At 39.4% G+C, this 24737-nt stretch carries 14 protein-coding genes; 6 read left to right on the top strand and 8 right to left on the bottom strand.

The genetic code is table 11. From position 1 onward, the window contains the following. Nucleotides 1-66 precede the first annotated feature (66 nt). From H6G76_RS05420 to H6G76_RS05410, 3 genes are all read right to left on the bottom strand, one after another. Complete coding sequence (locus H6G76_RS05420) at nt 67-1644, bottom strand: CHAT domain-containing protein (RefSeq protein WP_190696574.1); 1578 nt, start codon at nt 1642-1644, stop codon at nt 67-69. A gap of 133 nt (nt 1645-1777) precedes the next feature. Further along, complete coding sequence (locus H6G76_RS05415) at nt 1778-4006, bottom strand: PP2C family serine/threonine-protein phosphatase (protein WP_190696572.1); 2229 nt, start codon at nt 4004-4006, stop codon at nt 1778-1780. A 1243-nt stretch (nt 4007-5249) separates the two neighbouring features. Further along, a complete protein-coding gene (locus H6G76_RS05410) occupies nt 5250-5606 on the bottom strand; it encodes an NAD(P)H-quinone oxidoreductase subunit M (protein ID WP_190696570.1) in 357 nt (118 codons plus the stop codon). Between the two features lie 1086 nt (nt 5607-6692). Here H6G76_RS05410 and H6G76_RS05405 point away from each other — a divergent pair. Next, nucleotides 6693-6974: an Npun_R1517 family heterocyst differentiation transcriptional regulator gene (locus tag H6G76_RS05405; RefSeq protein WP_190685194.1), complete on the top strand. Its 282-nt coding sequence runs from the start codon at nt 6693-6695 to the stop codon at nt 6972-6974. Nucleotides 6975-7788: 814 nt separating this feature from the next. On the opposite strand, the gene H6G76_RS05400 is transcribed toward H6G76_RS05405, so the two are convergent. Next, on the bottom strand, nt 7789-8484 hold the full coding sequence (locus tag H6G76_RS05400; RefSeq protein WP_190696567.1) for a response regulator transcription factor: 696 nt from the start codon (nt 8482-8484) through the stop codon (nt 7789-7791). A 160-nt stretch (nt 8485-8644) separates the two neighbouring features. Here H6G76_RS05400 and H6G76_RS05395 point away from each other — a divergent pair, with 160 nt between their 5' ends. Then, nucleotides 8645-9220, top strand: a complete 576-nt coding sequence (locus tag H6G76_RS05395; protein WP_190696564.1) for a Uma2 family endonuclease — start codon at nt 8645-8647, stop codon at nt 9218-9220. Between the two features lie 16 nt (nt 9221-9236). Here H6G76_RS05395 and H6G76_RS05390 read toward each other — a convergent pair whose 3' ends face one another. Then, nucleotides 9237-10205 carry a glycosyltransferase family 2 protein gene (locus H6G76_RS05390; RefSeq protein WP_190696552.1) on the bottom strand — a complete coding sequence of 323 codons (969 nt, stop codon included), beginning with the start codon at nt 10203-10205 and terminating at the stop codon, nt 9237-9239. Nucleotides 10206-10338: 133 nt separating this feature from the next. Beyond that, entirely contained in the window at nt 10339-11676 is a 1338-nt protein-coding gene (gene ctpB, locus H6G76_RS05385) for a carboxyl-terminal processing protease CtpB (RefSeq protein ID WP_190696551.1), read from the bottom strand. 325 nt (nt 11677-12001) lie between these two features. On the opposite strand from ctpB, the gene H6G76_RS05380 reads away from it, so the two are divergent. From H6G76_RS05380 to ssuD, 4 genes are all read left to right on the top strand, one after another. After that, a complete protein-coding gene (locus H6G76_RS05380) occupies nt 12002-12745 on the top strand; it encodes a YdcF family protein (protein WP_190696550.1) in 744 nt (247 codons plus the stop codon). A gap of 282 nt (nt 12746-13027) precedes the next feature. Further along, nucleotides 13028-13783 (top strand): dienelactone hydrolase family protein, encoded by a 756-nt coding sequence (locus H6G76_RS05375; RefSeq protein WP_190696549.1) that lies wholly within the window; start codon nt 13028-13030, stop codon nt 13781-13783. A gap of 205 nt (nt 13784-13988) precedes the next feature. Then, nucleotides 13989-15035 carry a sulfonate ABC transporter substrate-binding protein gene (locus H6G76_RS05370; protein WP_190696548.1) on the top strand — a complete coding sequence of 349 codons (1047 nt, stop codon included), beginning with the start codon at nt 13989-13991 and terminating at the stop codon, nt 15033-15035. Between the two features lie 4 nt (nt 15036-15039). After that, complete coding sequence (gene ssuD / locus H6G76_RS05365; RefSeq protein ID WP_190696547.1) at nt 15040-16176, top strand: FMNH2-dependent alkanesulfonate monooxygenase; 1137 nt, start codon at nt 15040-15042, stop codon at nt 16174-16176. 42 nt (nt 16177-16218) lie between these two features. On the opposite strand, the gene H6G76_RS05360 is transcribed toward ssuD, so the two are convergent. Next, nucleotides 16219-18207 carry a response regulator gene (locus tag H6G76_RS05360; protein ID WP_190696546.1) on the bottom strand — a complete coding sequence of 663 codons (1989 nt, stop codon included), beginning with the start codon at nt 18205-18207 and terminating at the stop codon, nt 16219-16221. Beyond that, nucleotides 18204-24257, bottom strand: coding sequence for a hybrid sensor histidine kinase/response regulator (locus H6G76_RS05355; protein WP_190696545.1), 6054 nt, complete (start codon nt 24255-24257; stop codon nt 18204-18206). The genes H6G76_RS05360 and H6G76_RS05355 overlap by 4 nt, the downstream gene beginning before the upstream one ends. Nucleotides 24258-24737 lie beyond the last annotated feature (480 nt).

Below are 24737 nucleotides of genomic sequence, written 5' to 3'. Positions count from 1 at the left end.
TATAAGCTAATACGTATTAAAAATTAGCAAAGGCTACGCTTTTTTACAGTCTTCGTTCCCTAGCTTTTAGTCTTCAATCACAAACTCCCAAATTTCACCGCGATAACTACCAAACTTTAGTTGCATTCCCGATGTTAACGGTACTTCCTCACGGGAGATTTGTTGCCATTCATTAGAGGTGAAGCACCAAGTTGTGCCGAAAGTAGACCGATCCTGTAAGTAATAATTTTGTACTGGATTCGGCCCACTATAATTATTTCGGCATAATATTTCGGCGTGTCGCCTAGAAACCGATGGTTCAGGGATGACAATATCATTGTCTCTAGTGCGACCAATGCGAGTGACACCAGAACGCAAAAACCAAGTTTTACCACCTGGCGCAAGCGATCGCAAACAAGCAGTAGAAACTTGAGAATTTAGATTGGTAATTACACTATCTGGCAGTTCGGTAATGCCTTCATCAAAGCTTTTAATCAGATCGCCATTAAAATCAGGATGTAGATAGAGAACTGGTAAAGTCCAAGCAGGTTTGTTGAACTGATACAGGGTTAACAGTTCTTGTCGAGCTTCTGCTACAGCTTCATCAATTGGTTTACGCGATCGCAATGCTTCCGTAAAAGCTTTGATAAAACTCCGGCTTTCGTGGTCAGCAATTTCATCTCGCATCCCCAATACAGCTGGTACACCATGACGAATCAAAACTTCTGCTAAACTGCTGGCTGCGATCGCTTGACGATTCATAGCTGCTGGTTGTGCGCCCCAGCAGGCATTAAAAACAGCTAATTTTAAACCACTGCGAGTTAATACTTGTGCTAATTCGATGCCATTGAGAGTCATACCATGACTCAAAAATAACAGACCTCCGTCTGGGCCTGGCAAGCCATGACCCGCGTAAAAAAATACATTATAGGCTTTGGTTTCTAATTCTTGAATCAACTCCTCCGGTGTAGGTTGGATGAGTGTTTTCACCATACTAGGTGCATATCCTGAAGAGTTGCGACTTCCCTGGGGACGATTGCCTAGAATTTCTTCGAGGATAGTAGCTTCTTGTTTCAGTTCCAGCTTTTCATCCTTACCTAAAACCAGCAAAATGTTTAGTGCCTGATCTGTACGTAAATACGGCAGAGGTTCAACTTCACTTGTAGTGCGGCTGAATAGCACATTTTGTGATAAAGAAATTGCTGATTGACCAGGCTCGCGCTGCATAATTTCCCAAGGCAGGGCAATCAAATCTGGATCGCGAATTTCTAACTGCAAGCGCAAACGTTGATGCTGCCCCATAGCAATACCAAGACTACGCTCCAGGCTACCGAGAATTGGCCCGTCAAATACCCAGCGCCACAGATATATCCCTAGGTATTGCATCAGGCGGCCACCGTAACTAGGCATCTGGTCGAAAGTCGTTGAACCCAAGTTGACAGATAAAGGATTGGCTGTTTGAGGTGTTGTACTGGCTGTTATATTCAAGCCGCTATGGCCAGCAAACATTTGCTGCCACTCTCGCCAAATTTCAGTCAGTTCCGAAGGCCATACGCAGTCACGCAGAACATAGCCACTAGGATAGGGAGCATTGACCACCCAAATAGCAAAATTATCTGTGCCAGTGTTCGTTAAACGGGCGAGTGCCAGGTTCAGGGATGGCATGGTTTCTTCAAACTAAAAAGCAAAATTCAAATATTGGCAATCACGATTTTCCCTGCGGAAAACTTTTAATTGTGAGTTTTTTATCTAGTCATTAGATGTATTATTCCAGGTTTCTTTAAGTTTATCGAGTATTTCAGTTATTTTCATCGTTCCCACTTAGGTCATTAGACACGGGATTTCGCCTGTTTGCTGGCTGTAAGCCTGCTTTACAGGGATTTTCTTCGTCTGATGGTAAAACGCTAAAGCTTTGCAGTTGAGATAATTTTACGGTGAATCTTTTTTCGCTTTGGGCAGTAGGCGTGGTGTCTGAGGCACAAAGCTGTAATTCCACCACAGACTCTTGAGGAACCTGTGAATTGCTGGATTTTATCTCAATCACTTGCAAAAAACTACCAGACGGAAAATTTTGATTACCTAAAGTAATTTCTTTGCCGTTAGTAATGACCCACCCAGAAGCCAAGTTAGCTAGAGAACGCTCCGGCGTTTGGATAGCAGTTGGTTTTATAGTAGTAGGTGGATTAGAAAAGAAGGGAATTTTGGAATTCGCTCGCAACTGCATCGCTAAATATCCTAGAGAACCTGCGACGATGACCAAAATCAAGGGGACGATTAAGTGTAGTGGCAGTTGAGGATTTGAGGCAGGCTTTTGAATTTCAGGAACTAAGGTTTTCTGCTCAGAAATATCTTCTAGTAAAGTTGGCTGTGGCGGTTTAGGGACAATATTCGCTGTTTTGATCCTCGGACGCTCAGGAATCACAACTTTGAGTGGAACTTCTGGTTCAACATATTTAACTTGATAATGGACTAAGGCGATCGTGACATTATCATGTCCATTTTTAGTGTTAGCAATTTCGAGCAATTTGTCAGAAACTGTTGCTAAGTCTATTTCTTCTGTCAAAATTGGTAAAATCTCTGTTTCCCAGTATTCTTCCACCCGGTCAAAGTCACTCAAACCGTCTGATGTCAATAGAAAAACAGTATCTTCGTCCAGAATAAACCTCTGTGCTGTGGGATGTAACGTTGGGCTGGCACTCATTCCTAATGCCTGAACCAGGGAGCCAGAGCCACTCTGCTGTAATGCTTCTCGATAAATAGCATAGCCCAGGCGGACTTCACGAGAAGCCACATCATCGTCGAGTGTGACTTGATAACAACCATCCCGCGTAATCCAATAAGCTCGACTATCACCAACGTGAGTAATATACATTTCGTGAGCCACAGGCAATGCCATCACCAAGGTTGTACCCATGCGTTTTCTGCCTTGACGATGTTCACTGTCGTTGCGCTGGCTGATTTTATCATTGGCAGTTGCCGCAGCTTGCTCTAAATCAGTCAACAGCATTGCGGGGTCTATATGATCATAAGGAACCTTGGTAAGTTGCTGTACTTGTTGTTGAATTATTTCAATGGCTAAATTGGATGCCACATTGCCGCCTTCGTGTCCACCAATTCCATCACAGACAATAGCCAAGGCTGTAGTTTGGGGAGGTTTACGCAGTAACGTTCCACTAGGTGGATAACAGGCATCTTCGTTACGTTGTCGTCTGGGGCCAGTGTCAGTTTTGGTAATAATTTGAATTTTTGGAGATTGAGATTTGCCTAATTCGGCTAATCCTTGATCTAAAACCGCAATTAGCATTTCCGGTGAGGTGATTTCTTTCTGATTCAGAAAGTTGCTAACTTGGTTAATAAATTCAGCTATGACTGGTTGAGCATCTGGCACTAATTGTTGCCAAAACTTGCCTAGTGTCGATAAATTGATTTCTGCTGATGTATCACATCGTAATTCTAATAAGCGTACTAAAGGCCCTTCTACTCTTAACAAATGGGGGTCAATTAAACTAGAAGCAACACCTTCCGTGACCAGTGGTTGCCAGAGATGGGCTAACTGCCACAGCCAATTTAGTTGACGCATAGATGTAGCACCGCGCCAAGCATTGATCAACTGGGGATATAATCTTACTTGTGAGCCTGTCGCATCTACCTGTAAAGGTGGTTTTTCTAAAAGTAAAATTTCTCTACGCGAACGTCCATCTTTAAGTGGTAACACTCCATATACCTGGGGTATATGTAAGCGATAGGGAATTAGTCTTAAATAAGCTTTAATGGTCTGTAAATTTTCTATTTCTAGCCCTTGGGGAAGTAACCCAGGTTTAGTATCTAAAACCACAGATTTACTTATGACTAAATAGCGATCGGCTAATATTTCTCCAGGACTACCCACATTTAGACCATCACCTATAGCCCAAAGATATCTTTTGGGTATAGGCGTAGAACATCGTTGGCAAAACTTATGAGTCAGGGGGTTGGCAGCCTGACAAAGTTCATTTGGGCAGTTGAGGGTTGCCGCATCATTTTCCATAGTGTTCGCACTGATCAGCGATTGGCAATTTCTTTACAAGCATGGGAGCGGTAATCTAGACCGCTTTTGTTTCTACAATATAGACGCATCCTACCGGGATCATGATTCTAGTTAGCTGGTAAGTACCAGCAAATACTAATACTTGAACTAGTTATTTTCTCTAAACACCATACTCCTTAGCCAATTCTACAGCCTCAATCATAGCTTCTATTGCCATGTGATTTTCCGTCGCCTGAGAAACTAACTCCCACCCTGTCAACAAAGCTTAACCTCAATTTATCTGACACTGTTTACTTTTAGTAAATTACACTATCAAAAATGGGCATATAATACTATCTTTATCTGGAATTTATCAGCCAAAATGGTTCAATTAAAGCTAAAAACTGCAAACTTTACACACGAGGCTACAATTTAATCCGTCAATCTTAATAACGCAGTTATACTTTACTAAAGTGTCCTGAGCGATAAATTTCTTGTACTCAGTTAATTTTAATTAAGAACTAAGAAATTTTATAAAGTAGCTAATTAATAGCTTAAATTTTAGAGAATAAAGATTAAATTTATATAAATTGAAATTTATAACTTGATGTTAGTCAATTAAGTTAAATCAATTTATCAAAAGTTATTATTATCTATCAAACGGTATAATTTGGCTGGTATCAGAACAGAGAAAAATATAATTTTTTATTAATGGACGTATGATTCATACTTTCCAAGGAAAAGCGTTTTAAGGTTATTAATAACTTTGTTGAATTGTCAGTACGCTATGTTCAATTATTAGCGTATTTACGTATAGCTACTGATAATATGAAATTAAAATTTTATTGGATTTATAAGTATGCTGCTAAACACAAAAGGCTTTGACTACATAAATTAGATTCAGCAGATTTTGATTTATATTATGAATCTATAGGAATCCGGTTTGAATTTTGAAATTATCGGTACAGGCTGGGAGTAGGGAGTGGTGAGTAGGGAGTAGAAAAGAGTAATTTTTGGGGTACGGATTTTTTTCACAAATCAAATATGAGTCCTATAGAGGCAAATTATGTTCTTAATACCTTAGGGGCATAATATTGCCCCTAAGGTATTAATAGTGACAAGACAAACTACTTGTAACTTGTGACTTTTGACCTGTAACAACTAAACAGAAGTAAATACTAATTGTAGAAATTCTCCATAATTACTGAGTTATGGAAAGCATCAGCATTCTAGATCTGTTCTTTTCGGCATTTTGTGGAGTTTACTATTTTTGGTCTACAGCAAGTTGGGGTAGCCCCATGCTGTAGTTGGTGACACGAGCAGAGAGATTGTAGCTGATTTCGCCTTTTTGGAGGAGCGATCGCAGATAATGCTCTAAGTCTGAACCAATGCGGCGTAAGTTGTAGTCGGTGAGATCTACACCGCTAGATGCTTCTACTAATTCATCAAACTTACGATAAATCTTTTGTAGAGCATCTTCATTCCAGTTGAATTCGTTGTCTGGGTCAACATCCAAAGTTAAAACCTGATTACTGGGAACTAGTTCGCCATCCCGGTCAATTTCTGCCGCAAAAATGCGGATATGTCGGGTTGTGGACTTGAGCAGCATTGGATTGTCCATAGAAGGCTGTAAGGTTTGGGTTGATTACACTGAAATCATTGTAGACGCTTGCCCAGCCTTTAATCTGCTTTACTTATCAGCTTTAATTAATTAGGCAATAGACTAAACTCAAGAGAAACCGACAAGCTACTTGGACAGCCACTACGTTGTCGCAGTTGCCTCAAAATTGGAAGTGGAACATTTCTGGTGGGTAACCAACTGGACTCAACAGGACTTTCCTTCTTCCCTGCTCCCCCAATAAGGTTCGGATAAGAAATTTACTCGTGTTCGCGTAGCGTCTCCTTTAGAAGAAGGCAAGCAGGAGTGTGAGGGGGCAGAGGAAAGGTTACTAGACCTCTTGCAAAATGAGTTTTGCAAGAGGGGGGAAGGGTAAAGGTAAAAGGGAAAGGGTTTTTTCTTATCCCTTTACCCTTTCCCCGACTTCTGCAAGAAGTCTACTGTCTATTCCCTTCTGCTGTTTTAACGAAGAGATAACCGAACCGTATTGCCTGCTCCACCATCCCTCTGAATTCATAACTAGGGAATATTTTGATTTGCAAGTCTTATCTCCTGTTGCTAGAGGCGGAATATATATTGCTAGTTGAAAATTAGATTTTACTCTTGAGCAATTTATTTATCAAAATCTCCTGAAATTGTTGATGAAAAAAACTAACATCCCGTGTTTTTACGTAATGCTGCTACACATGACTCTAGGATTAATAAATATGAAGAAATCAGCAAATTTACTTACGTATAAACACCAAAAATCTAAGTAACAACTCAAACTGTTATTGACGTTCAGATAAAGTTGATGTAAAAACTTTTAAAAAGGTAGAACAACTTCTTACAGAAACTTTATTGTATAGAGTCTTAAAAACTGAATAATAGTTATGGTTTACCTAAACCGCTTCTAGCAGAGGAAGAGACAACTAAGTCAGCGAAAGGGCATCTGAAAAAGCACAGGAGAGAGAAATATAATCCATATGTTATAGGTTGAAATAAATTCTTAATTGTAGGAGTATGGATTAAAAAAAATATAAAGGATTTTTTGTTGAGGATGGTAGTTCCTTACTCTGATAACCACAAATTAATGGAATACTCAAAACTATGAACTCGAAAGCATTACCACGCCAGATAAATAATATCGAAGTAGGTGTTTATGAGTGCGAAATACATCTGAAATTTCGATTGATTGAAGAAAAGAGTTTATTAGGCGATCGCGAACAACTATTACAAGTGCTGCTAGATGCTTTGACTGAAGGTTCTGATGACTTTTTAGAGACACTGCAAGCCTCTGTTAAGGCTCAGGAGGTCTCCGAATTCAAAGCCTCGCCCCAAATGCGCCGCCAACTGATGCGCTTACGTAATGCGGTTGACAATAGTCAATAGTTGAAACTGAAGTTGTCAATTGGATAAACTTAGCTCCTTTGCCTGTCTTAGCTTGCGATCAGGTAGCCTGTATAAGCTAACCTTCAAGACACAGACCCCTGTTTACCTTGCTCTCGAAAAAGCTAAATCAAGCATCTACAGTAGCCATCACCCTTTGCACTACGAAGATACTTGGAAGCTAATAAAACTAATACGATTTTGGATTTTGCGAAAGCTTAAGCCAGTACGTAAACGGCTTTACCGACTTGAGCAAACTTTTTAAGACAGATTTTATAGCGATCGCCAGTAGTGTTAGGGCATCAGTAGATGAGAAAACTTAGACTCTCAAAGACTTTTAACCCTGTCATCTATCACCTGTCCCTTGCTATAGATTAGGAATCGCCTTCTGGGGCTGGTTTGCCTAAGTCTAAATGTCGTAATAATTTTTTAAATTGGTATAACCGAGAGTTCATACCTTGCTTTCAGGGCTGGTTAAAGTTTACGAAAATTAATCTTTCAGCATAATTTTTCTAACCAGGGTTTTGCTTTGAGAAAAAAAATTAGCGAGTAACCATTGCCGTTTAAATACCTAAACTAAATCTTTTCTAAATACAACAGTTTTCTTTTGTATGAAGCCCAAAGCAGCAGGTCTTGAGAGATTTTACAAAATTTTTGATCCAAATCACTTTTTTGGCTCCTCCTGCCTCGCCTGCTTGCCATCTGTATCAGTCTTAAGGTGAAACGGTAGGAGGCAGGAGTTGAGCCACTGCGGTGGACAGGTTTATCGGCATTAAGGACTGTGCCGCGCATGATTTCTAGAGTGGGAGTGCAGCTTTTATTTAGCAAGACCGTGTTCTAGTGCAAAACGCACTAACTCTGTACGGCTATTTGTACCAGTTTTACTAAACAAGCGGCTGACATATTTTTCTACATTCCGAACACTAGTCTCTAAGCGACGAGCAATTTCTTTGTTCATCAGCCCTTCAGCTACTAAGGTTAAAACACTCTGTTCTCTGGGTGTTAAGTCTATTTTGAAAGGGGCTGGAGATTGAGCGATCGCACTTCGTTGGGTTAATAAGGCTTTGATTTGGGCAATTTGATTTGCTAATTCGGCAATATCTGGAGTTTCACCATCTTCACCTGTAACGTTAGCCTTAGTCGGACGACGAGAAAGTAAATTTTCGACTATTGCGACTAACTCATCTGGATCGAAAGGTTTGGGTAAATAAGCATCCACACCTGCTTGATAACCTTGAATGCGATCGCCTGTCATGCCTTTGGCAGTTAAGAAGATGACTGGTAGTGCTTGAAAGCGGGGGTCTTCCCGTACTTGCTTAAGAAACTGATAACCGTCTACTTGGGGCATCATGATATCAGAAATCACTAAGTCAGGTGTGTTCTGCTCCATTAAGTCCCAGCCTTCACGGGCATTACTGGCAACTTGAACACTAAAACCGCTTTCTTGCAAATAATCTTTGACGGCTTCTCGCAATCCTGGTTCATCATCTACCAGTAACAATTGTGCTGACATTTATCATTCCCTTAAGTCTACCTTTTTCCAATTTAGCGAAAGTTGGCAAACAATAGTCATTTGTCGATGGTTAATGGTCATTTGTCCTTAGTCATTTGTTTTCTGCCTACACGATTAGTTTATAAATCACAATAGGATCTAGCGATCTAATCAAAAGCCGATGACTGCTATTACCTTGACCCTAGAACCTGTAATTCATCTCAACCCTGAGCAGTTTTATCAGCTATGCCAAGTTAACCCTGATACTAAATTAGAACGTACTGCATCAGGAGAATTAGTTGTCATGGCACCGACTGGTGGAGAAAGTGGCAGCCGTAACCGTAGGCTGACGCAACGCTTGGGAATTTGGACAGATGAAAATGGGACTGGCGAAGCGTTTGACTCTTCAACTATGTTTCAATTGCCTAATGGTGCTTTTCGTTCGCCTGATGCCGCTTGGATTTCTTTAGAACGTTGGCAAGCACTGTCTCCTGAAGAACGAAGGACTTTTCCCCCAATTTGTCCGGACTTTGTGGTAGAACTGCGTTCTGAAAGCGATACGCTTAAGTCCCTGCAAGAAAAAATGCAAGAGTACTTGAACAATGGGACGCGCTTAGGCTGGCTAATAGATCCTCAAGGTAAACGGGTAGAAATATACAGACCAGGTAAAGATAAAGAAGTTTTGTTTTCTCCTGTCCAACTATTTGGGGAGGATGTACTGCCAGGTTTTATCTTGGATTTGAGTGAGATTCTCTAAATAATATTGAGTCTTTTTACAGCCAATCAATGATTTTGGCGTTTTCTGGTAATTTAGCATCTCTTTGCCCGATCGCTCTTGCCCTGGCAGTAAATATACTGATAGGACTATTTAACAAATCTATCAGAGTGGCTTTCCCGGCGATCGCCTTAACACTATTGTTTGGTAATTCTTTTAATATCCAACGCCCCAAGCGATAGCCGCATTCTTTCAGTGTAATGTCTCGCATTAAGTCTATACCATGCAGTTCATGCAGATAGCGATTTGAACGTCCATAGCGTCGCCATTGACTGTGTAATTCTTGAAGGGTGGCGCGGTGATGGTGCTGCACAATTGCCTGTGGTGCAAATTCTATACGCCCAATGTTTTGTTGCAAAATCCGCCAGCAAATGTCTGCATCACCACCAGTAGTCAAATAAGGACGGAATAAGCCGGCTTTTTCTAACGCTAGGTGACGAATCGCTAAATTGGCAGTTTGACCATAAGCACAAAAGCGATGAGCAAGCGTGTGTTTTTGTGATAGGGTTTCTTGAAGTTCTGCGTATTGTTCTAGCAAACTGTTGCCGGGTAAGGCTGTAATTTCACCAGCTACGAGGACGACATCAGGATTGACAAACGGCTGCACAAGCAACTCTAGCCATTGTGGTTGTGGCTGACAATCTGCATCGGTAAAGGCAATAATTTCACCTGTGGCAGCACGAATTCCGGTGTTACGAGCTGCGTAGGAACTTTGTATTCTATTTTCGCTTAAAGGCCGAATTGTAATTGGAGAATTTGCAGCCGCTTCTTGAAGTAAAGTCAGGGTGCGATCGCTACTATTATTGTCTACGAGCAAGTATTCTACTCGGTCTTTGGGGTAGGTTTGCGACGATAAACAATTAACTAACGCTGGTAAATCTACCTCACCGTTATAAATAGGAACAACCACCGACACCATTGGCAAAAAGCTGTGGACGGTGGTTGCATCAACTGACTGATGATTCATAAAATTTGGGGTTTGGGTGATGGAATTACTAATTAGTATTCCCAATCCAAAATCTTATGAAGGTTTGATCAGACAGTTTTTATGACTCCAGCAATCTGGATTGAGAAATACTGAATACATGAACCTTGTGTTTTTAGAATTGCAAGTTGCTAGCACCGGTGCTGATAGTCCGGGTGTTTTGAGTAACGGGAGACTGGGCAAAACTGTTACTAGATAAAGCTGCGATCGCACGGGCATATTGTGGATCGCTGGGAGTAGCTAGTAAGTTGGGATTTGTTGCCAACTGACGCTCTTGCGCTTCTGTTAATTCTATTTTGATATCTGGTGTAATGCCCTTATGGTTAATATCTGTTCCTAGTGGGGTGTAGTAATGAGCAATGGTCACTGCCAATCCTGAACCATCAGAAAGTTCATGAACTGATTGGACTAAGGCTTTGCCAAAGGTTTGGCCGCCAATGACTACTGCCCGTTTGTTATCTTTAAGCGCGCCTGTAAGAATTTCGCTAGCACTGGCTGAATTACCATCTACCAGCACTGCCAAGGGGAGTTTTGTCAAGGCAGTACGATTAGCTTTACTTTGTTCACTGCTACCTTGACGGTCAACGGTGCGGACGATCGCACCATTATCCATCCACATCCGGGCAATTTCAATACTGGCTTGTAACAAACCGCCAGGATTTCCCCGCAGATCTAATACGAAAGCATCAACTTTCTTACCGTTCAAATCACGAATAGCACGGCGCATTTGGTCTGCGGCGTGACCGCTAAATTCTCTTAAGCGGATGTAGCCAACACGACGATTACCTTCTTGCTTCAGACCGTAACTGACTGTTGGGACTTCAATAGTTGCGCGTGTCAGTTTCAAGTCAAATGCACTCTGGCCTGTTCTTCCCAAACGTAGAGTTATGGGAGTACCAGCTTTACCACGAATTAACTTAGAAGCATCATCTACCTTCATTTTTAAGGTAGCTTTACCGTCAATTGCTAATATCTCATCGCCAGCTTTAATTCCAGCTTTCAATGCTGGGGAATTGTCTATGGCTTCGACAACAGTGAGCCGCTTGGTTTTTTCGTTGAGTTCCATCCGAATTCCAATACCTGAGACTTCACCTGATGTTTGATTAGTCAGAGCCTCATACTGTTTGGGATCCATAAATCTTGTGTATGGATCACCCAGTTTTTGCAAAGCTTCTCGAATAGCTACATAAGCTTCTTCTTTAGAAGCATAATCTTTACTTAATAGGCTCTGCCTAGTTGCTTGCCAATTTTGTTGATTAAAACTGCCATCAACATACTCACGATTTACCAGTTGCCATACTTGGTCAACTAAGGCTTTAGGGCTATCTTGTAGGGCTGCTCGAACGCAGCGAGTCCAAGCAGGTCCGAATACTGAGATAGTAGCTGTTGTGGCGATCGCTCCACCAATCATAGCTAGCTGGAGCGGCGAGTAACGTTTCGCAGAGTGGTTCATGTATATCAGCTGAAATAATTTGTGTTGTTGACAGTTTAGCAATCAGACTTTTCAGAGATTTTTAAGTTTTTATACTCTATTTTCATTTAATCTTTCTTCATTATTTACTCCTGTAAATTCTCCTCAGAATTTTGCCTTGCTACACTAACAAGGCATTTATACACTTGTTAAGTTGTTTAGCAGCAAAATCTAATACTGTATAGTTATTGTGACACTTTTAACTGTGTCCTATTTACACCCTATATTAATTTTATAAGATAGCATTTTGCTGGCTTGGTTGCAGGTATTTTTGCCGTTATTTAATTCAGCTTTTTTTAGCTATCTCATGACACATAAATTTACTCATATTTCGTCAATTTTCTCTGAACGTCGATTGCTCAAATGGTGGCAATTGTTACAAAAAGTTTCCCGAATTTTATGCTTGCTGTTTGGCTGCTGGCTTATTTTCACCACTATAACCTTAGTTTCTGCATCGTCTAGACCCGTCGATGCTTTATTTGTACTGGGTGGCAGTATTCGCCGTGAAATCTACGTTGCCCAACAAACAAAACAAAATCCACAAATCCCAATCTTAATTTCTAGCGGTTCGCCCGACCCCTGTATATGGTTAATTTTTCAACGAGAAGCAGCCGCATTACAAAATGTTTGGTTAGAAAATTGCGCGGATTCAACCTTTGATAACTTTTACTATGGAATTCCGATTCTGCGGCGTTGGGGAGTACATAAGGTCAAGCTGATTAGTTCTCCATCTCACTTTCCGCGAGCGAAATGGATGGCGCAGATTCTTTTCGGCGCGCATGGCATTTGGATAGAACCAGAGGTTGTGCAAGAAAAAGGCCGGCCTGGTAATCGTGAATTTGGATGGAAGACTGGATTTGATATTGCACGCAGTTTGATTTGGGCAGTTTTAAGTCAAGTTAGCCAACCGCAATGCTCACATATCACCAAGCTGACTGATGTGGATATGGAAGCTTGGCAGCGTCAAGGTTTTAAATGTGAACGTCAGGGAGGGGTGGGGATGAAGAAGGCAGGGGAGCAGAGGAGCAGGAGGGCAAGGGAAGGTAGATGAGTATAGAGGACTCTTGTTTCAGTAACTATTTGTAGAAAACCCATACCTGTGAGATTTAATACTATTTCTCCTAATTTAAAGATACAAATCATGCTCCTCTGCTCCCCCTGCGGTCTAAACTGCAAATTAAATGTTTAATAGCTTACAAGGGTCTTGCTATTGCATGATGTTTGTGAAATACTACTTTTAAAATACGGTAAATCGGTAAAGATTTAGTTGTATTTAGCAAAGCACACCATAAAAAAATCCTGTCCTCAAAGGAATTGCGGACTAATCCTTAAGATGACAAACACAGGAATTCGTACTAATCAAGTTAAAGTCCCAAATGGAGATTTGCAGATTGACGCTTACCTAGCCGAACCTGCAAAACAAGGGAAATTTCCGGCGGTAATTGTGATTCAAGAAATCTTTGGGGTCAACATCCACATTCGGGAAGTTACGGAAAGACTAGCCAAAGAGGGATATGTTGCGATCGCACCAGCATTATTTCAACGTACCGCCCCTGGTTTTGAGGCTGGCTATACTCCCGACGATATTCAACGCGGTCGCGCTGCCAAAGATCAGACCAAAGCTGAAGAGATATTAAGCGATATTCAAGCAGCGATCGCTTATTTGCGAACTTTACCAAATGTTCAAGGGGATGCGTTCGGTTCTATCGGCTTCTGTTTTGGTGGTCATGTTGTTTATCTAGCTGCCACCTTACCAGATATTAAAGCGACAGCATCATTCTACGGTGGTGGGATTCCTACCTCAACTCCTGGCGGTGGAGAACCTACAATTACCCGCACTCCAGATATCAAAGGCCCCATCTACGCGTTCTTTGGTACGGAAGATAAAGGTATTTCTTTAGAACAAACCGAACAAATAGAAGCCGAATTAAAGAAACATCGAATTCCCCATACAATCTTCCGTTATTCTGGCGCAGAACATGGCTTTTTCTGTAACCATCGCGCTAGCTATAATCCCGAAGCGGCGGCTGATGCGTGGAACCATGTTTTAGAACTATTCCAAAAAAATCTGCAATTACAGCCAGTTTAAATCACAATTTTGTTTTGCTAACTCCTCCCTAACTCAACAACCTCTGCATCATTGTTTTGGTAATTAGTAATTATTAATTAACTACTAATTACCAAGCTTTACTTAAACAAAATTAGCAACATTAATTATCCCAAAATTCATTTTTGTATAAACCTCTTAAGTCAGTTGCCACTGGCTTAAATTTGTCCTGTCTAGCCTTAATCAAATGACTGCATTTATCAACCAAACAAAAATTAATATTTTTCGTCGTTTTTCCCTGTTCATAGTTCCGGGATTATTTACTCTTTCTACTACCTTAGTTAGTTGCTCAGTTGATACGCCAAAAGCAGAGAATAAAACTACAGGTTTTACAGCCAAAGTTGTGCATATGGGCTATCAAAGCTCTGGTGATTTAGTCAGGCTGAGAGGAGTATTAGAAAAGCGATTACAACCTTTAGGGGTTACTGTAGATTGGGCGCAGTTTGCTGCTGGGCCACAATTGATGGAAGCGATGAATGTGGGTAGAGTTGATATTGGTTCTGTTGGGGAAACTCCACCAATATTTGCTCAAGCTGCTGGCACAGAGTTAGTATATATTGCAAGCAACAAACCCAGCACTGGTCAAGGCAGTGGCATTGTAGTCCAAAATAATTCTCCAATTAAAACTTTAGCTGACCTCAAAGGTAAAAAAGTAGTATTTCAAAAGGGTTCTGCCTCACATTATCTGTTAATTAAAGCTTTAGAAGAAGGTGGGTTGAAATATAGTGACATTCAAGCGATTAGCTTGCCACCTACAGAGGCTCGTGCCGCATTTATTCAAGGCAAAATAGAAGCTTGGGTAACTTGGGATCCTTATTTAGCATCAGCCCAAAAAGTAGCGAATGCCAGAGTTTTAAGAGATGCTAGCGGCATTGCTACTCAAGGTGGATATTACATGGCATCGCGTAAATTTGCTACAGAAAATCCAGAGCTAGTGCGAGTAATTCTAGAAGAAATAAATAATGTCGGGAAATGGGCTGAACAAAACACAGACGAAGTTGTGAAATTGACTGCTCCTCACCTCAAATTGGATCAAGATATTTTGTCCACTATGATTAAAAGGCGAACTTATGGTTTAAGACCAATCACGCCAGAAATCATGGAAGGTCAACAAAAAATAGCCGATTTATTTGCTCAAGAAAAAGTAATTCCTAAACGCATTGATGTAAAAGAAGCAATGTTAACTACTGAACAATATGCAGCGATAACTCCGAAAACGATTAGCCAGAGATAAAATTATGGAAATATTTTGGTATTTGCCAACTCAAGGAGATGAAAGATATTTAGGCACAAAAATTGGCAGACGACAAGCCAATTATGCCTATATGCAGCAAATTGCCCAAGCTGTAGATAAATTGGGCTACGGCGGGATGTTGATTGGGACTGGGCAAAAGCAGGATACTTGGATTGTTGCTGCTTCTTTGATTCCAGTTACACAACGCTTGCGGTTTTTAGTTGCGTTTCGTCCAGCGATTATGTCACCTTCATTAGCTGTGAGGATGGCTGCTACCTTTGACCAACTTTCTAACGGTAGGATTATTCTGAATGTGGTGACTGGTGGCGACTCTAAAGAATTAGCCAAAGATGGAATTTTCTTAGACCATGACGAGCGTTATGAACTGACTGATGAATTTTTAACAATTTGGCGATCGCTCATGCAAGGTGACGAGGTAACTTTTAATGGTCGTCACCTGCAAGTTGAGGGCGCAAAACTGCAATTTCCTCCTGTACAAAAGCCTTACCCTACCTTATATTTTGGCGGTTCTTCTGATGCGGCTTTGCAAGTTGCAGCCAAACATATTGATGTGTATTTAACTTGGGGTGAACCACCAGCACAAGTCGCTGAAAAAATTAGTAAAGTCCGTCGATTAGCCGCCCAACAAGGCAGAACAGTGCGTTTCGGCATTCGGATGCACGTTATCGTTCGGGAAACTACTCAAAAAGCTTGGGATGCAGCTAACGAACTGATTAAATATGTAGATGACGAAACCATTGCAGCTGCTCAAAAACGCTTCGCCCAGTCGGAATCAGAAGGACAACGGCGGATGGCGCAGCTACACAACGGTAGCCGTCAAAATTTAGAAATTAGCCCGAATTTATGGTCTGGTGTGGGCTTAGTACGGGGTGGTGCTGGTACAGCCTTAGTCGGAGATCCAGACGCAGTGGCAGCAAGAATGCTGGAATATGCCGATTTGGGGATTGATACTTTCGTATTCTCCGGCTATCCCCATTTAGAAGAAGCCTATCGCGTCGCTGAGTTACTTTTCCCCCGCTTACCACTGCAAACTTCTCAAATCGCTATACCGCAGCAGTTACCTACACCGTTTAATGAGTTTGTCACGAAGACAGATTTACTCAAACCCCAGCCTGTTTAGTTTACTGCATCTAGCTTGTAGAGACTTTGCAATGCAACGTCTCTACTTAACAGCACCCTTTGGATTTTTAGATTTTTGCACCAGAATGCTGTGTAAAGTCTGCAATAATTCTTTAGTTGTGTATGGCTTAGGAACAAACTTTTTGACTCCAGGTATTTTAGTCAGTTTATCGCTAGCGTTCAGACCACTCACAGCCACAACTTTGACCTGGGAATTCATTTTTTGCAGCGTCTTAATGGCAGTTGCACCATCCATTGATGGCATCATCATATCCATTAATACTAGGCTAATTTCTTCTTCGTGTTGAGCATAAAGCGCGATCGCTTCAATGCCATTGCTCGCTGTCATTACCCTGTAGTTGTAAGCTTCTAGGGAAATTTGAGTTGTTTCTAAAATTCCGCTTTCATCATCGACTACTAAAATTAACTCTCCATTACCTTTGAGTAAATCCATCTCTTCTCCTAGGGGTGTTTTTGCAACCTCTACTGCTGGTAAGAAGACTTTAAATTCTGTACCTCTGCTAACTTGACTAGTCACAGTTACAAATCCACCATGACTTTGGATGATACCTCTAACAGTAGACAGTCCTAATCCTGTACCTTTGCCAATTTCTTTAGTAGTAAAAAATGGCTCGAAGATTCTATCGATAATCTCTGAGGACATTCCCACGCCTGTATCGGCAACAGAAATCACAATATAAGCACCCACACGCGCCTCCAGATTCATGCGTGCATACTGTTCATCAATTAAGATATTTTCCGCAGAAATTTTGATATAACCACCTGCGGGCATAGCGTCACGCGCATTAACTACCAAGTTCATCATTAACTGATGTAGGTGCGTTGCATCACCGATGACAGCCCAAAGTCCTGGCGGAATATGCGTTGTTAATTCAATCGATTTCGGAAAGGTTTCGCGGACAATTTGCTGAATTTCTGAGAACAGATGGTTGACTTGCACAATGCTACGCTGACCCTCAACTCCGCGCGCAAACTGCAAGACTTGCTTGACCAAAGCCGCCCCACGTTTAGAATTATTTTCTATCGTTTTCAACATCTGTTGATTGCGCTCATTAGTATCAGGCATTTTGAGTTGCAACAGTTGTGCGGCTGTCAAAATGGGAGTCAGTATATTGTTGAGGTCATGAGCGATGCCACTAGCTAGAGTACCAATACTTTCTAGACGTTGCGCCCGCAAAATTTGATTTTCTAAGTATTTTTTTTCTGTAATATCTGTATTGACTGTTAATATTGATTGCGGTTGACTGTTGCGATCGCGCATTAAAGTCCAACGGCTAGCCACAATAATATCTTGCCCTTGTTTATTCAGCTGATGCAGTTCACCATGCCAATAACCAGACTCAGCTATACTTGCATAAATATTTTGAATTTGAGTTAAGGTTTCTGGTGGATATAAGATCTGATTGATATCTTGACCAGTTACTTCTGTAGCTTTCCAGCCATACAAATTCTCAGCCCCTTGGTTCCAAAAACAGATTTGATTGTCAAAATCTTTAACGATAATTGCATCACTGGTAATATCTAACAAAGCAGCTTGTTCGCGGATTTTCTCTTCAACGCGTAAACGTTCAGCAATTTCGCTTTCTAAGCGTAAATTTTGCTCTTGCAGCGTTTTGGTGAGAGTTCGTAGCTTGAGATGGAGTTGAACTCTGGCTAAGACTTCTTGGTGTTGAAGCGGTTTAGTCAGGTAATCAACTGCACCCAGTTCAAAACCTTTGACTTTATCTACAATTTCCGAAAGTGCAGTCATGAAAATGACTGGAATATCTTTAGTTAATTCGCTATTTTTCAGTTGACGGCAGGTTTCAAAACCGTCGATTCCCGGCATAAGGATATCTAATAATATTAAGTCAGGTGGGGCATATTCGGCTCTAGCGATCGCGCTTTCACCGTCTTCAGCAATTAAAACTGTAAATCCAGCTTTACCTAAAAAATCAAACAGCATTTCTAAATTGATGGGAGTGTCATCCACAATTAAAATGACACTCGATTTATTAAAATCATTTTTCATAAAACCTCAGAATATTTTTGGAGAAACTCCAATATTTGTTTCCCTTTAAAACCTTTAGCCAGTTGATATAAATGACTAGCAAAAGGTTGCAAATCCTCATCCATTTCTTCTAGTTTTACAGCTCGTTCAGCAATGCTTTTTAAATCACCTCGCATAGCCAAATCTAGCAACATTGCCAGTTCGCTTGCTGAAGGAGGCACAATCGGAGTCTGAGATGTCAAGTGTAAAGTAGTTGTGAGACTTTTGTTTTCGTCCTTAATTTTTCTTACCTTACCTTTATCTTCGTACACCCATTCCAATCCCAAGTGAACCTGTAACTTTTCTAAAAGTTCTGCTTTTTGGATTGGTTTTGGTAAAAAATCATCGCACCCTACTTTGCGACTTTCTTGTTTATCAAACTCAAATACACTAGCTGAGACAGCAACCACTATCACTTTCTTAAACTTTTGTAGCACTCTCAGGCGACGGGTGGCTTCAAATCCATCCATTCCTGTCATTACCAAATCCATAAAAATCAAATCTGGTTGAAATTTAGGAATTTTGTGCAGACAATCTAAACCATCAGTTGCTTCCAAAAGTTCAAACCCTAAAGGCTCTAAGATATTAACTAATACAGAGCGGTTTTCCCATCTGTCATCTACCACCATAATCTTACGTTTAGAGCCTAAAAAGCCAATAATGTTAAGTTCATTAACATTAATATTTGTGTTTTGAAAAACTTCAGGTAATTCTAAATCTAACCAAAAAACACTGCCTTTACCTAATTCACTTTTGACATATAATTCACTCCCCATCATTTGAACCAATTGACGGCTAATAGCCAATCCTAATCCAGTTCCTTCTGTCTTGAGGCTATGTTCACCTACTTGCTTGAAAGGTAAAAATATTTCCTCCAATTGCTCTGAATCAATCCCAATTCCTGTATCTTCTACTTGAAATCTAATTTTGGAGCTTGATAGTTGATCTACAGCTTTACCGGCATTGATTATCCAGTCTGTATTTTGATTTACGTAGCCTACTTTAAAAGTAATACTACCTTTTTTTGTAAACTTAACTGCATTGCTAAGTAAATTAATTAAAACTTGACGTAAGCGTTTATCATCAGCATAAATTAGCTGAGGTAGTGGATATGAAGGTTGATAAATTAAGTTGATTCCTTTATGTTCAGATCGAATTCGACAAATCTCAACTACTCCTTCTAAAAAAGCTGGAAAATTAAACTCTTGTAGATAGAGTTCCATTTTTCGAGCTTCTATTTTAGAGATATCTAAAATATCGTTAATCAGTGTTAATAAATGTTCACCACACTGATGGATAATATTTATCCCATTCTTTTGTTGAGCAGTTAAAGATGCATCTGTCTGGAAAATTTGAGTATAACCTAAAATCCCATTGAGAGGGGTTCGGAGTTCATGACTCATATTAGCAAGAAATTCGCTCTTGGCACGGTTGGCAGATGCAGCTATTTCTTCAGCTTTTTGGCGATCGCCAATTTCTTGCTGTAATTGTAAATTCTTGTCTTCTAATTGCAGAGTGCGCTCTTTAACTTTAATTTCTAACGTCCGATTATATTCTTCTAAATCATTATAAAGACGAGCATTTTCTAACGAAATTGCAGCTTGTGAAGATAAAAGTTGTAAAATCTCTAATCTTTCTGGTGTAAAAGCTCCAGCAATCAATCTATTTTCTAAATAAAGAATGCCAATCAGCTTACCTTGATGAATAATTGGGCTACATAAAACAGATTTGGGTTGATGCTGAACAATATAACTATCAGTTGTAAATCCTCCCTCACAGGTAGCATCATTAAGTACAATATTTTCCCCCATCCGATGTACATAATTAATTATATATATAGGTAATTGCTGACTCAGTTCTACAGGTATTGATTGCTGCATTTTGATGTCATACTTACCAAACCTTCCTGAAGCTTCTATAAATAAATTACCTGCTCTCTCTAAAATCAAAAACCCAGTTTCTGCACCAGCATTCTCCAGCACAATTTGCATCAATTTAGCTAATAATTTATCAAAAACAATTTCACCAGATAGTGCTTGAGAAGCTTTGATAAATGTTGTCAAATCAAAATCTCCACTAATACTGGAATTCAAACAGGAGATAAGTTGATTTCTTTCTAAGCTCTCCGTTTTTTGTACTGACAACCGGGCAAAAATTTGCGGATATTTTACTTCTAAGTTTCTCAGCTTTGCCGTTGCTCCCCAGTTACTATATCCATAGTAAGCATCAATAAAATAAGTCTGAGCTATTTTGTCTCTTCCACAATCAAAATAAAACTTTGCTGCTAATTCATTAGCGAGAGCCTCTTCTTGGATATAATTTTGTTCCTTAGCACCAGCAATGGCTCGATCATAATGTTCCATTGCTTGCCAATAATGTCCTAAGACTCGCGCTTTTTCTGCCTCTACAAGCTCATATTTATGCAGAAAATTCATGGGAGCATTATTTGCCCACATTTGCATTTTTTTTTGGTTATTAGTTACTTTCTCCAAGAGATGCTTTTGTTGTTCATTTGAAGTAGATTTATAAATTGCTAGTTGTGCTAAAGAATCGTAGAAATGAAATACTGGCACATCTAAAAATGCTTTGACTCCATCTAAATACTGTTGGGCTTGCACTGCATTTTGTGCTGCTTGTTGGTATTTGCCAAATAAATAACAAAGAATAAGTTTGTTTAAGTAAAAATAATGAAGTGCAGTTCTATCATTCGCGGTTTGCAGTAACGGCAATGATTGATTTTCATCGTAGGCTTTTCCTACTAAACAAAATGGATTTACGTCAGGTTGGATTAAATTAATAACTGACTGATGAAAAATATTATTCCAACTTAAGGCATTTTCCTGTTTAAGTTGAGCGATAACCTCGCTGATATTCGCCAATTCTTTTTCTAACTTTGGTAATTCTTTACCAATGAAATATAAATACTGACATTTGTGTGCAGCAGCATAGCAACCATATTCAAATTGTCCATTTTCCATCCCACTAGAGTAAGCATTACCTAGAAGCAATAAAGTTTCTCTAGCATGAACTTTTCCATGCATCGTACAAGATGCAGCCACAAAAAATATACTTGTCTTCAGTTCTAAAATATTTAATTTTTCTACTAAATTTAATGCTAATTTGCCAAATTTATAAGCTGAATCTGTGTCTTCAATGATGCTGTTTAAAATTACTGCATAACAAACATAACCATAAGCTGAAAAAGGTGCATTTCCATAATGGATAGATAAATTCACCAATTCACAAACTACTAGTGGAAACAATGCAGGAGCCGCTTGATAAGTCGGGGAACCCATACTAGTTAGCATCCTGACGGCTGCTAGCTTGTCTATATCTACCATTAACGGTAAATTAATCAGGTCTTCTATTTCTTTTGTAGCTAAATTAGTGGCAGTTTGATTAAGAGCTTGCTGAATGTCAGATGAGCTAGGCAACTCTGGGAACCTAATACCTAGCAATTCTAATGCCTGTAAACCAATTTTGACTGCTTCAACGGGTCTAAGTTGCGCCATACAAGCTTGAATTTTGACCTCATAGACTTTCATTTTGTGGAGTGGAATTTTTGCTTGCTGTAGTACAAGCACCGCCCATGTCTCCATTTGTTCAAAATCACCGTTGAGGTAGGCTACTTCTACGGCTGACTCATAAATTGCTAATGTTAATTCGTAATGATTTTGCCAGCTATTTGGTGTTAATAATCTCAAACATTCTTTTAAATAACGCATGGCGGAATCATAGGCTGCGGCTGTTTTCGCCTTCTGTCCGGCTATGAGGTTGAGTTGGGCTAGTTCATATTTCTCTGGCTCTGAAGTTAGTAAATCGATGCCATAATTTAAGTGATTTGCTAAATAAAATACATTTTCTTTTTGCTCCTCTATTGAAGCTTTTTGGAGCAGCAATTGTCCGATTTTAAGATGAGTTTCTTTTTTTTCAATAGCTGGAATTAGAAGATAAGATGCTTGCTGTACACGGTCGTGTAGAAACTTATATGTAATTACTTGTTGTTCTTCTACCTGCTCATTAAATACCAGAGGTATTTTATAAGATGAGTCTATCGGTAAAATTAAACCTACTTGTAAAGCTTCCCATAATTCTTTTGCTGTTTCCGAGCAAGTTTTTTGGTTAACAATACTGAGAATGTCTAAATTAAATTTATCACCGATACAAGCAGCTAGCTTTAATACCTTTTGTGTTGTTGGTAGTAGCTTTTGAATTTGATTAACCATTAACTCAACAACATTATCAGTAATTCCAATATCTTTAATTAATTCAATATCCCACTGCCAACACCCTGTATCGAAATTAAAAGACAGTAAGTTTTCCTGGTGTAAAGATTTAAGAATTTGAGTTACAAAAAATGGATTACCTCGCGTTTTTCTTAAGAATAATTCAGCTAATTCTTGTGACTGTTCTGGGCGACTATAAAGTGTATCATTAATTAATTGTTTAATATGCCAAATATCTAAAGCTTGCAGAACAATATTGTCAACATTTGCCTCAGATTTTTGTAATTCTTCCAGAGTTAATATTAATGGATGATTGGCACTTACCTCATTATCTCGATATGCTCCTATTATTAATAGATGTTGACTTCCAGGGTCGCTAATCAGCAGTTGAATTAATTTGAGAGAAGCTGCATCTGCCCACTGTAAGTCATCCAAAAAAATTACCAGTGGATGTTCGGCTTGAGAAAATACATGAATAAATTGTTGAAATATTCGATTAAAGCGGTTTTGAGCTTCATTAATTCCTAGTTGTGGTATTTCAGGCTGAGATCCAATGATTTTTTCAACGTCAGGAATAACGTCAATAATAACTTGACCTTTATCGCCGATCGCTGCTAATATTTTTGTTTTCCAGGTTGTAATTTTTTCAGTGTTTTCTGTTAATAGCTGCCGGATTAATTCTTGGAAAGCTTGAATTATTGATGCATAAGGTATATTGCGTTTATACTGGTCAAATTTTCCAGAAATAAAATAACCACGCTGGCGGATAATAGGTTTATGAACTTCCTGAACTAATGAAGATTTGCCAATTCCAGAATACCCACTAACTAGCATTAACTGGGTTGCACCAGAGCTAACTCTCTCAAAGGCATTCATCAATTTGGCAACTTCTTGTTCTCGACCGTAAAGTTTTTGAGGGATAAGAAATTGGCTCGATAAATCAAGTTGTCCAATCACAAAGTTTTGAACTTTGCCAGTTGCTTGTAATTGTCGTAAACATACTTCTAAATCAGCTTTTAATCCCAAAGCATTTTGATACCTTTCTTCAGCAGTTTTAGCTAACAACTTCATGACAATATCAGAAATTGCTGACGGTATTTTGGGATTTAATGCGTGAGGTGAAATTGGGATTTTAGCAATGTGAGCATGAATTAATTCTAAAGGGTCATCTGCAACAAAGGGCAGCTTTTTAGTTAGCATTTCATAAAGCGTGACCCCTAAAGAGTAAAAATCAGTGCGATAGTCTATTGAACGGTTCATTCTCCCAGTTTGCTCAGGTGACATATAAGCTAGGCTACCTTCAAGCAAATTGAGATTATTAACAATGTGATTTTCTCTAGATAGGCGTGATGCAATACTAAAGTCGATAATTTTTATTTGATTGGTGTTGGGATTGATAAGTATATTCTGAGGTTGAATATCTTTATGAATAATATTATTTTGATGTAACTCATGTAATGTTGCGGCTAATTGAATCGCAACGTCCAGAAAATTGTTTAATTGGAGATTGTGTGCGCTAATAATATGTTGCAGTAGTTCGCCATCAAAATGCTGCAAAATCAGTGCTACACCATTTTGGGTGTTTTCTAAAGCTAGAGGTTGAATGACTCCGGCTATTTGCAAAGATTGGAGTATTTGATACTCGTGCCTGATACGTGCAATGTGTTCTATTGTGGGATACTCAGCTTTTAATGCTTTGATAATTACTAAGGCTTGGTCGGGTTTATTGAAAGCATGGTAAATGCAGGTATTTATGCCATCAAAAATAACTTTGATGAGGTTGTAATCGGCATTTATGATACTCATGTTTACTTTGTCAATTGAGTGAGCTAAATTTGCAAATAGGCTAATAAAATTATTGTGAAAATAAAAATGACTATTGACAGAATTTTCAGATAATTTTTATAGTTTGTACCTATAGGATTTTGATTTGATTACTGAACATACTTATTTGGTACGCGAAGCTCGATAGGGCGAGAACGGCAAACAGGGAAAAGAAAAAAGGACAGGAAATGTTTACTGATTTTTTCAAATATCAGTCCTATCGTTCTTTGTATGTTTAGGTTGGAATTATGCTCACTCCAATATTTTTATTTTAAAATTTTGTGATGGTAACTGCCGACTTTTGATTTTTATTTTATGAGTTTTATTTCAAGGTTAAATTTTACAGTGATTTAGATAAGAATATGTCATTAGTTTTTGACATATTAATAAGCTTTATCCTGATTTATGTGATTGAAAGTAAAGACATATAAACTTTTAATGTAATTATGTTACTAAAACTAA

This window comes from Nostoc sp. FACHB-152 (assembly GCF_014697475.1).
Taxonomy (GTDB): Bacteria; Cyanobacteriota; Cyanobacteriia; order Cyanobacteriales; family Nostocaceae; genus Nostoc_B.
This window is presented reverse-complemented; position numbering and strand designations above follow the sequence as displayed.

Excerpts from the sequence above, each read along its gene's own strand:
- H6G76_RS05420 (WP_190696574.1), bottom strand. The coding sequence starts at position 1,644 with ATGCCATCCCTGAACCTGGCACTCGCCCGTTTAACGAACACTGGCACA.
- H6G76_RS05415 (WP_190696572.1), bottom strand. The coding sequence starts at position 4,006 with ATGGAAAATGATGCGGCAACCCTCAACTGCCCAAATGAACTTTGTCAG.
- H6G76_RS05410 (WP_190696570.1), bottom strand. The coding sequence starts at position 5,606 with ATGGACAATCCAATGCTGCTCAAGTCCACAACCCGACATATCCGCATT.
- H6G76_RS05405 (WP_190685194.1), top strand. The coding sequence starts at position 6,693 with ATGAACTCGAAAGCATTACCACGCCAGATAAATAATATCGAAGTAGGT.
- H6G76_RS05400 (WP_190696567.1), bottom strand. The coding sequence starts at position 8,484 with ATGTCAGCACAATTGTTACTGGTAGATGATGAACCAGGATTGCGAGAA.
- H6G76_RS05395 (WP_190696564.1), top strand. The coding sequence starts at position 8,645 with ATGACTGCTATTACCTTGACCCTAGAACCTGTAATTCATCTCAACCCT.
- H6G76_RS05390 (WP_190696552.1), bottom strand. The coding sequence starts at position 10,205 with ATGAATCATCAGTCAGTTGATGCAACCACCGTCCACAGCTTTTTGCCA.
- ctpB (WP_190696551.1), bottom strand. The coding sequence starts at position 11,676 with ATGAACCACTCTGCGAAACGTTACTCGCCGCTCCAGCTAGCTATGATT.
- H6G76_RS05380 (WP_190696550.1), top strand. The coding sequence starts at position 12,002 with ATGACACATAAATTTACTCATATTTCGTCAATTTTCTCTGAACGTCGA.
- H6G76_RS05375 (WP_190696549.1), top strand. The coding sequence starts at position 13,028 with ATGACAAACACAGGAATTCGTACTAATCAAGTTAAAGTCCCAAATGGA.
- H6G76_RS05370 (WP_190696548.1), top strand. The coding sequence starts at position 13,989 with ATGACTGCATTTATCAACCAAACAAAAATTAATATTTTTCGTCGTTTT.
- ssuD (WP_190696547.1), top strand. The coding sequence starts at position 15,040 with ATGGAAATATTTTGGTATTTGCCAACTCAAGGAGATGAAAGATATTTA.
- H6G76_RS05360 (WP_190696546.1), bottom strand. The coding sequence starts at position 18,207 with ATGAAAAATGATTTTAATAAATCGAGTGTCATTTTAATTGTGGATGAC.
- H6G76_RS05355 (WP_190696545.1), bottom strand. The coding sequence starts at position 24,257 with ATGAGTATCATAAATGCCGATTACAACCTCATCAAAGTTATTTTTGAT.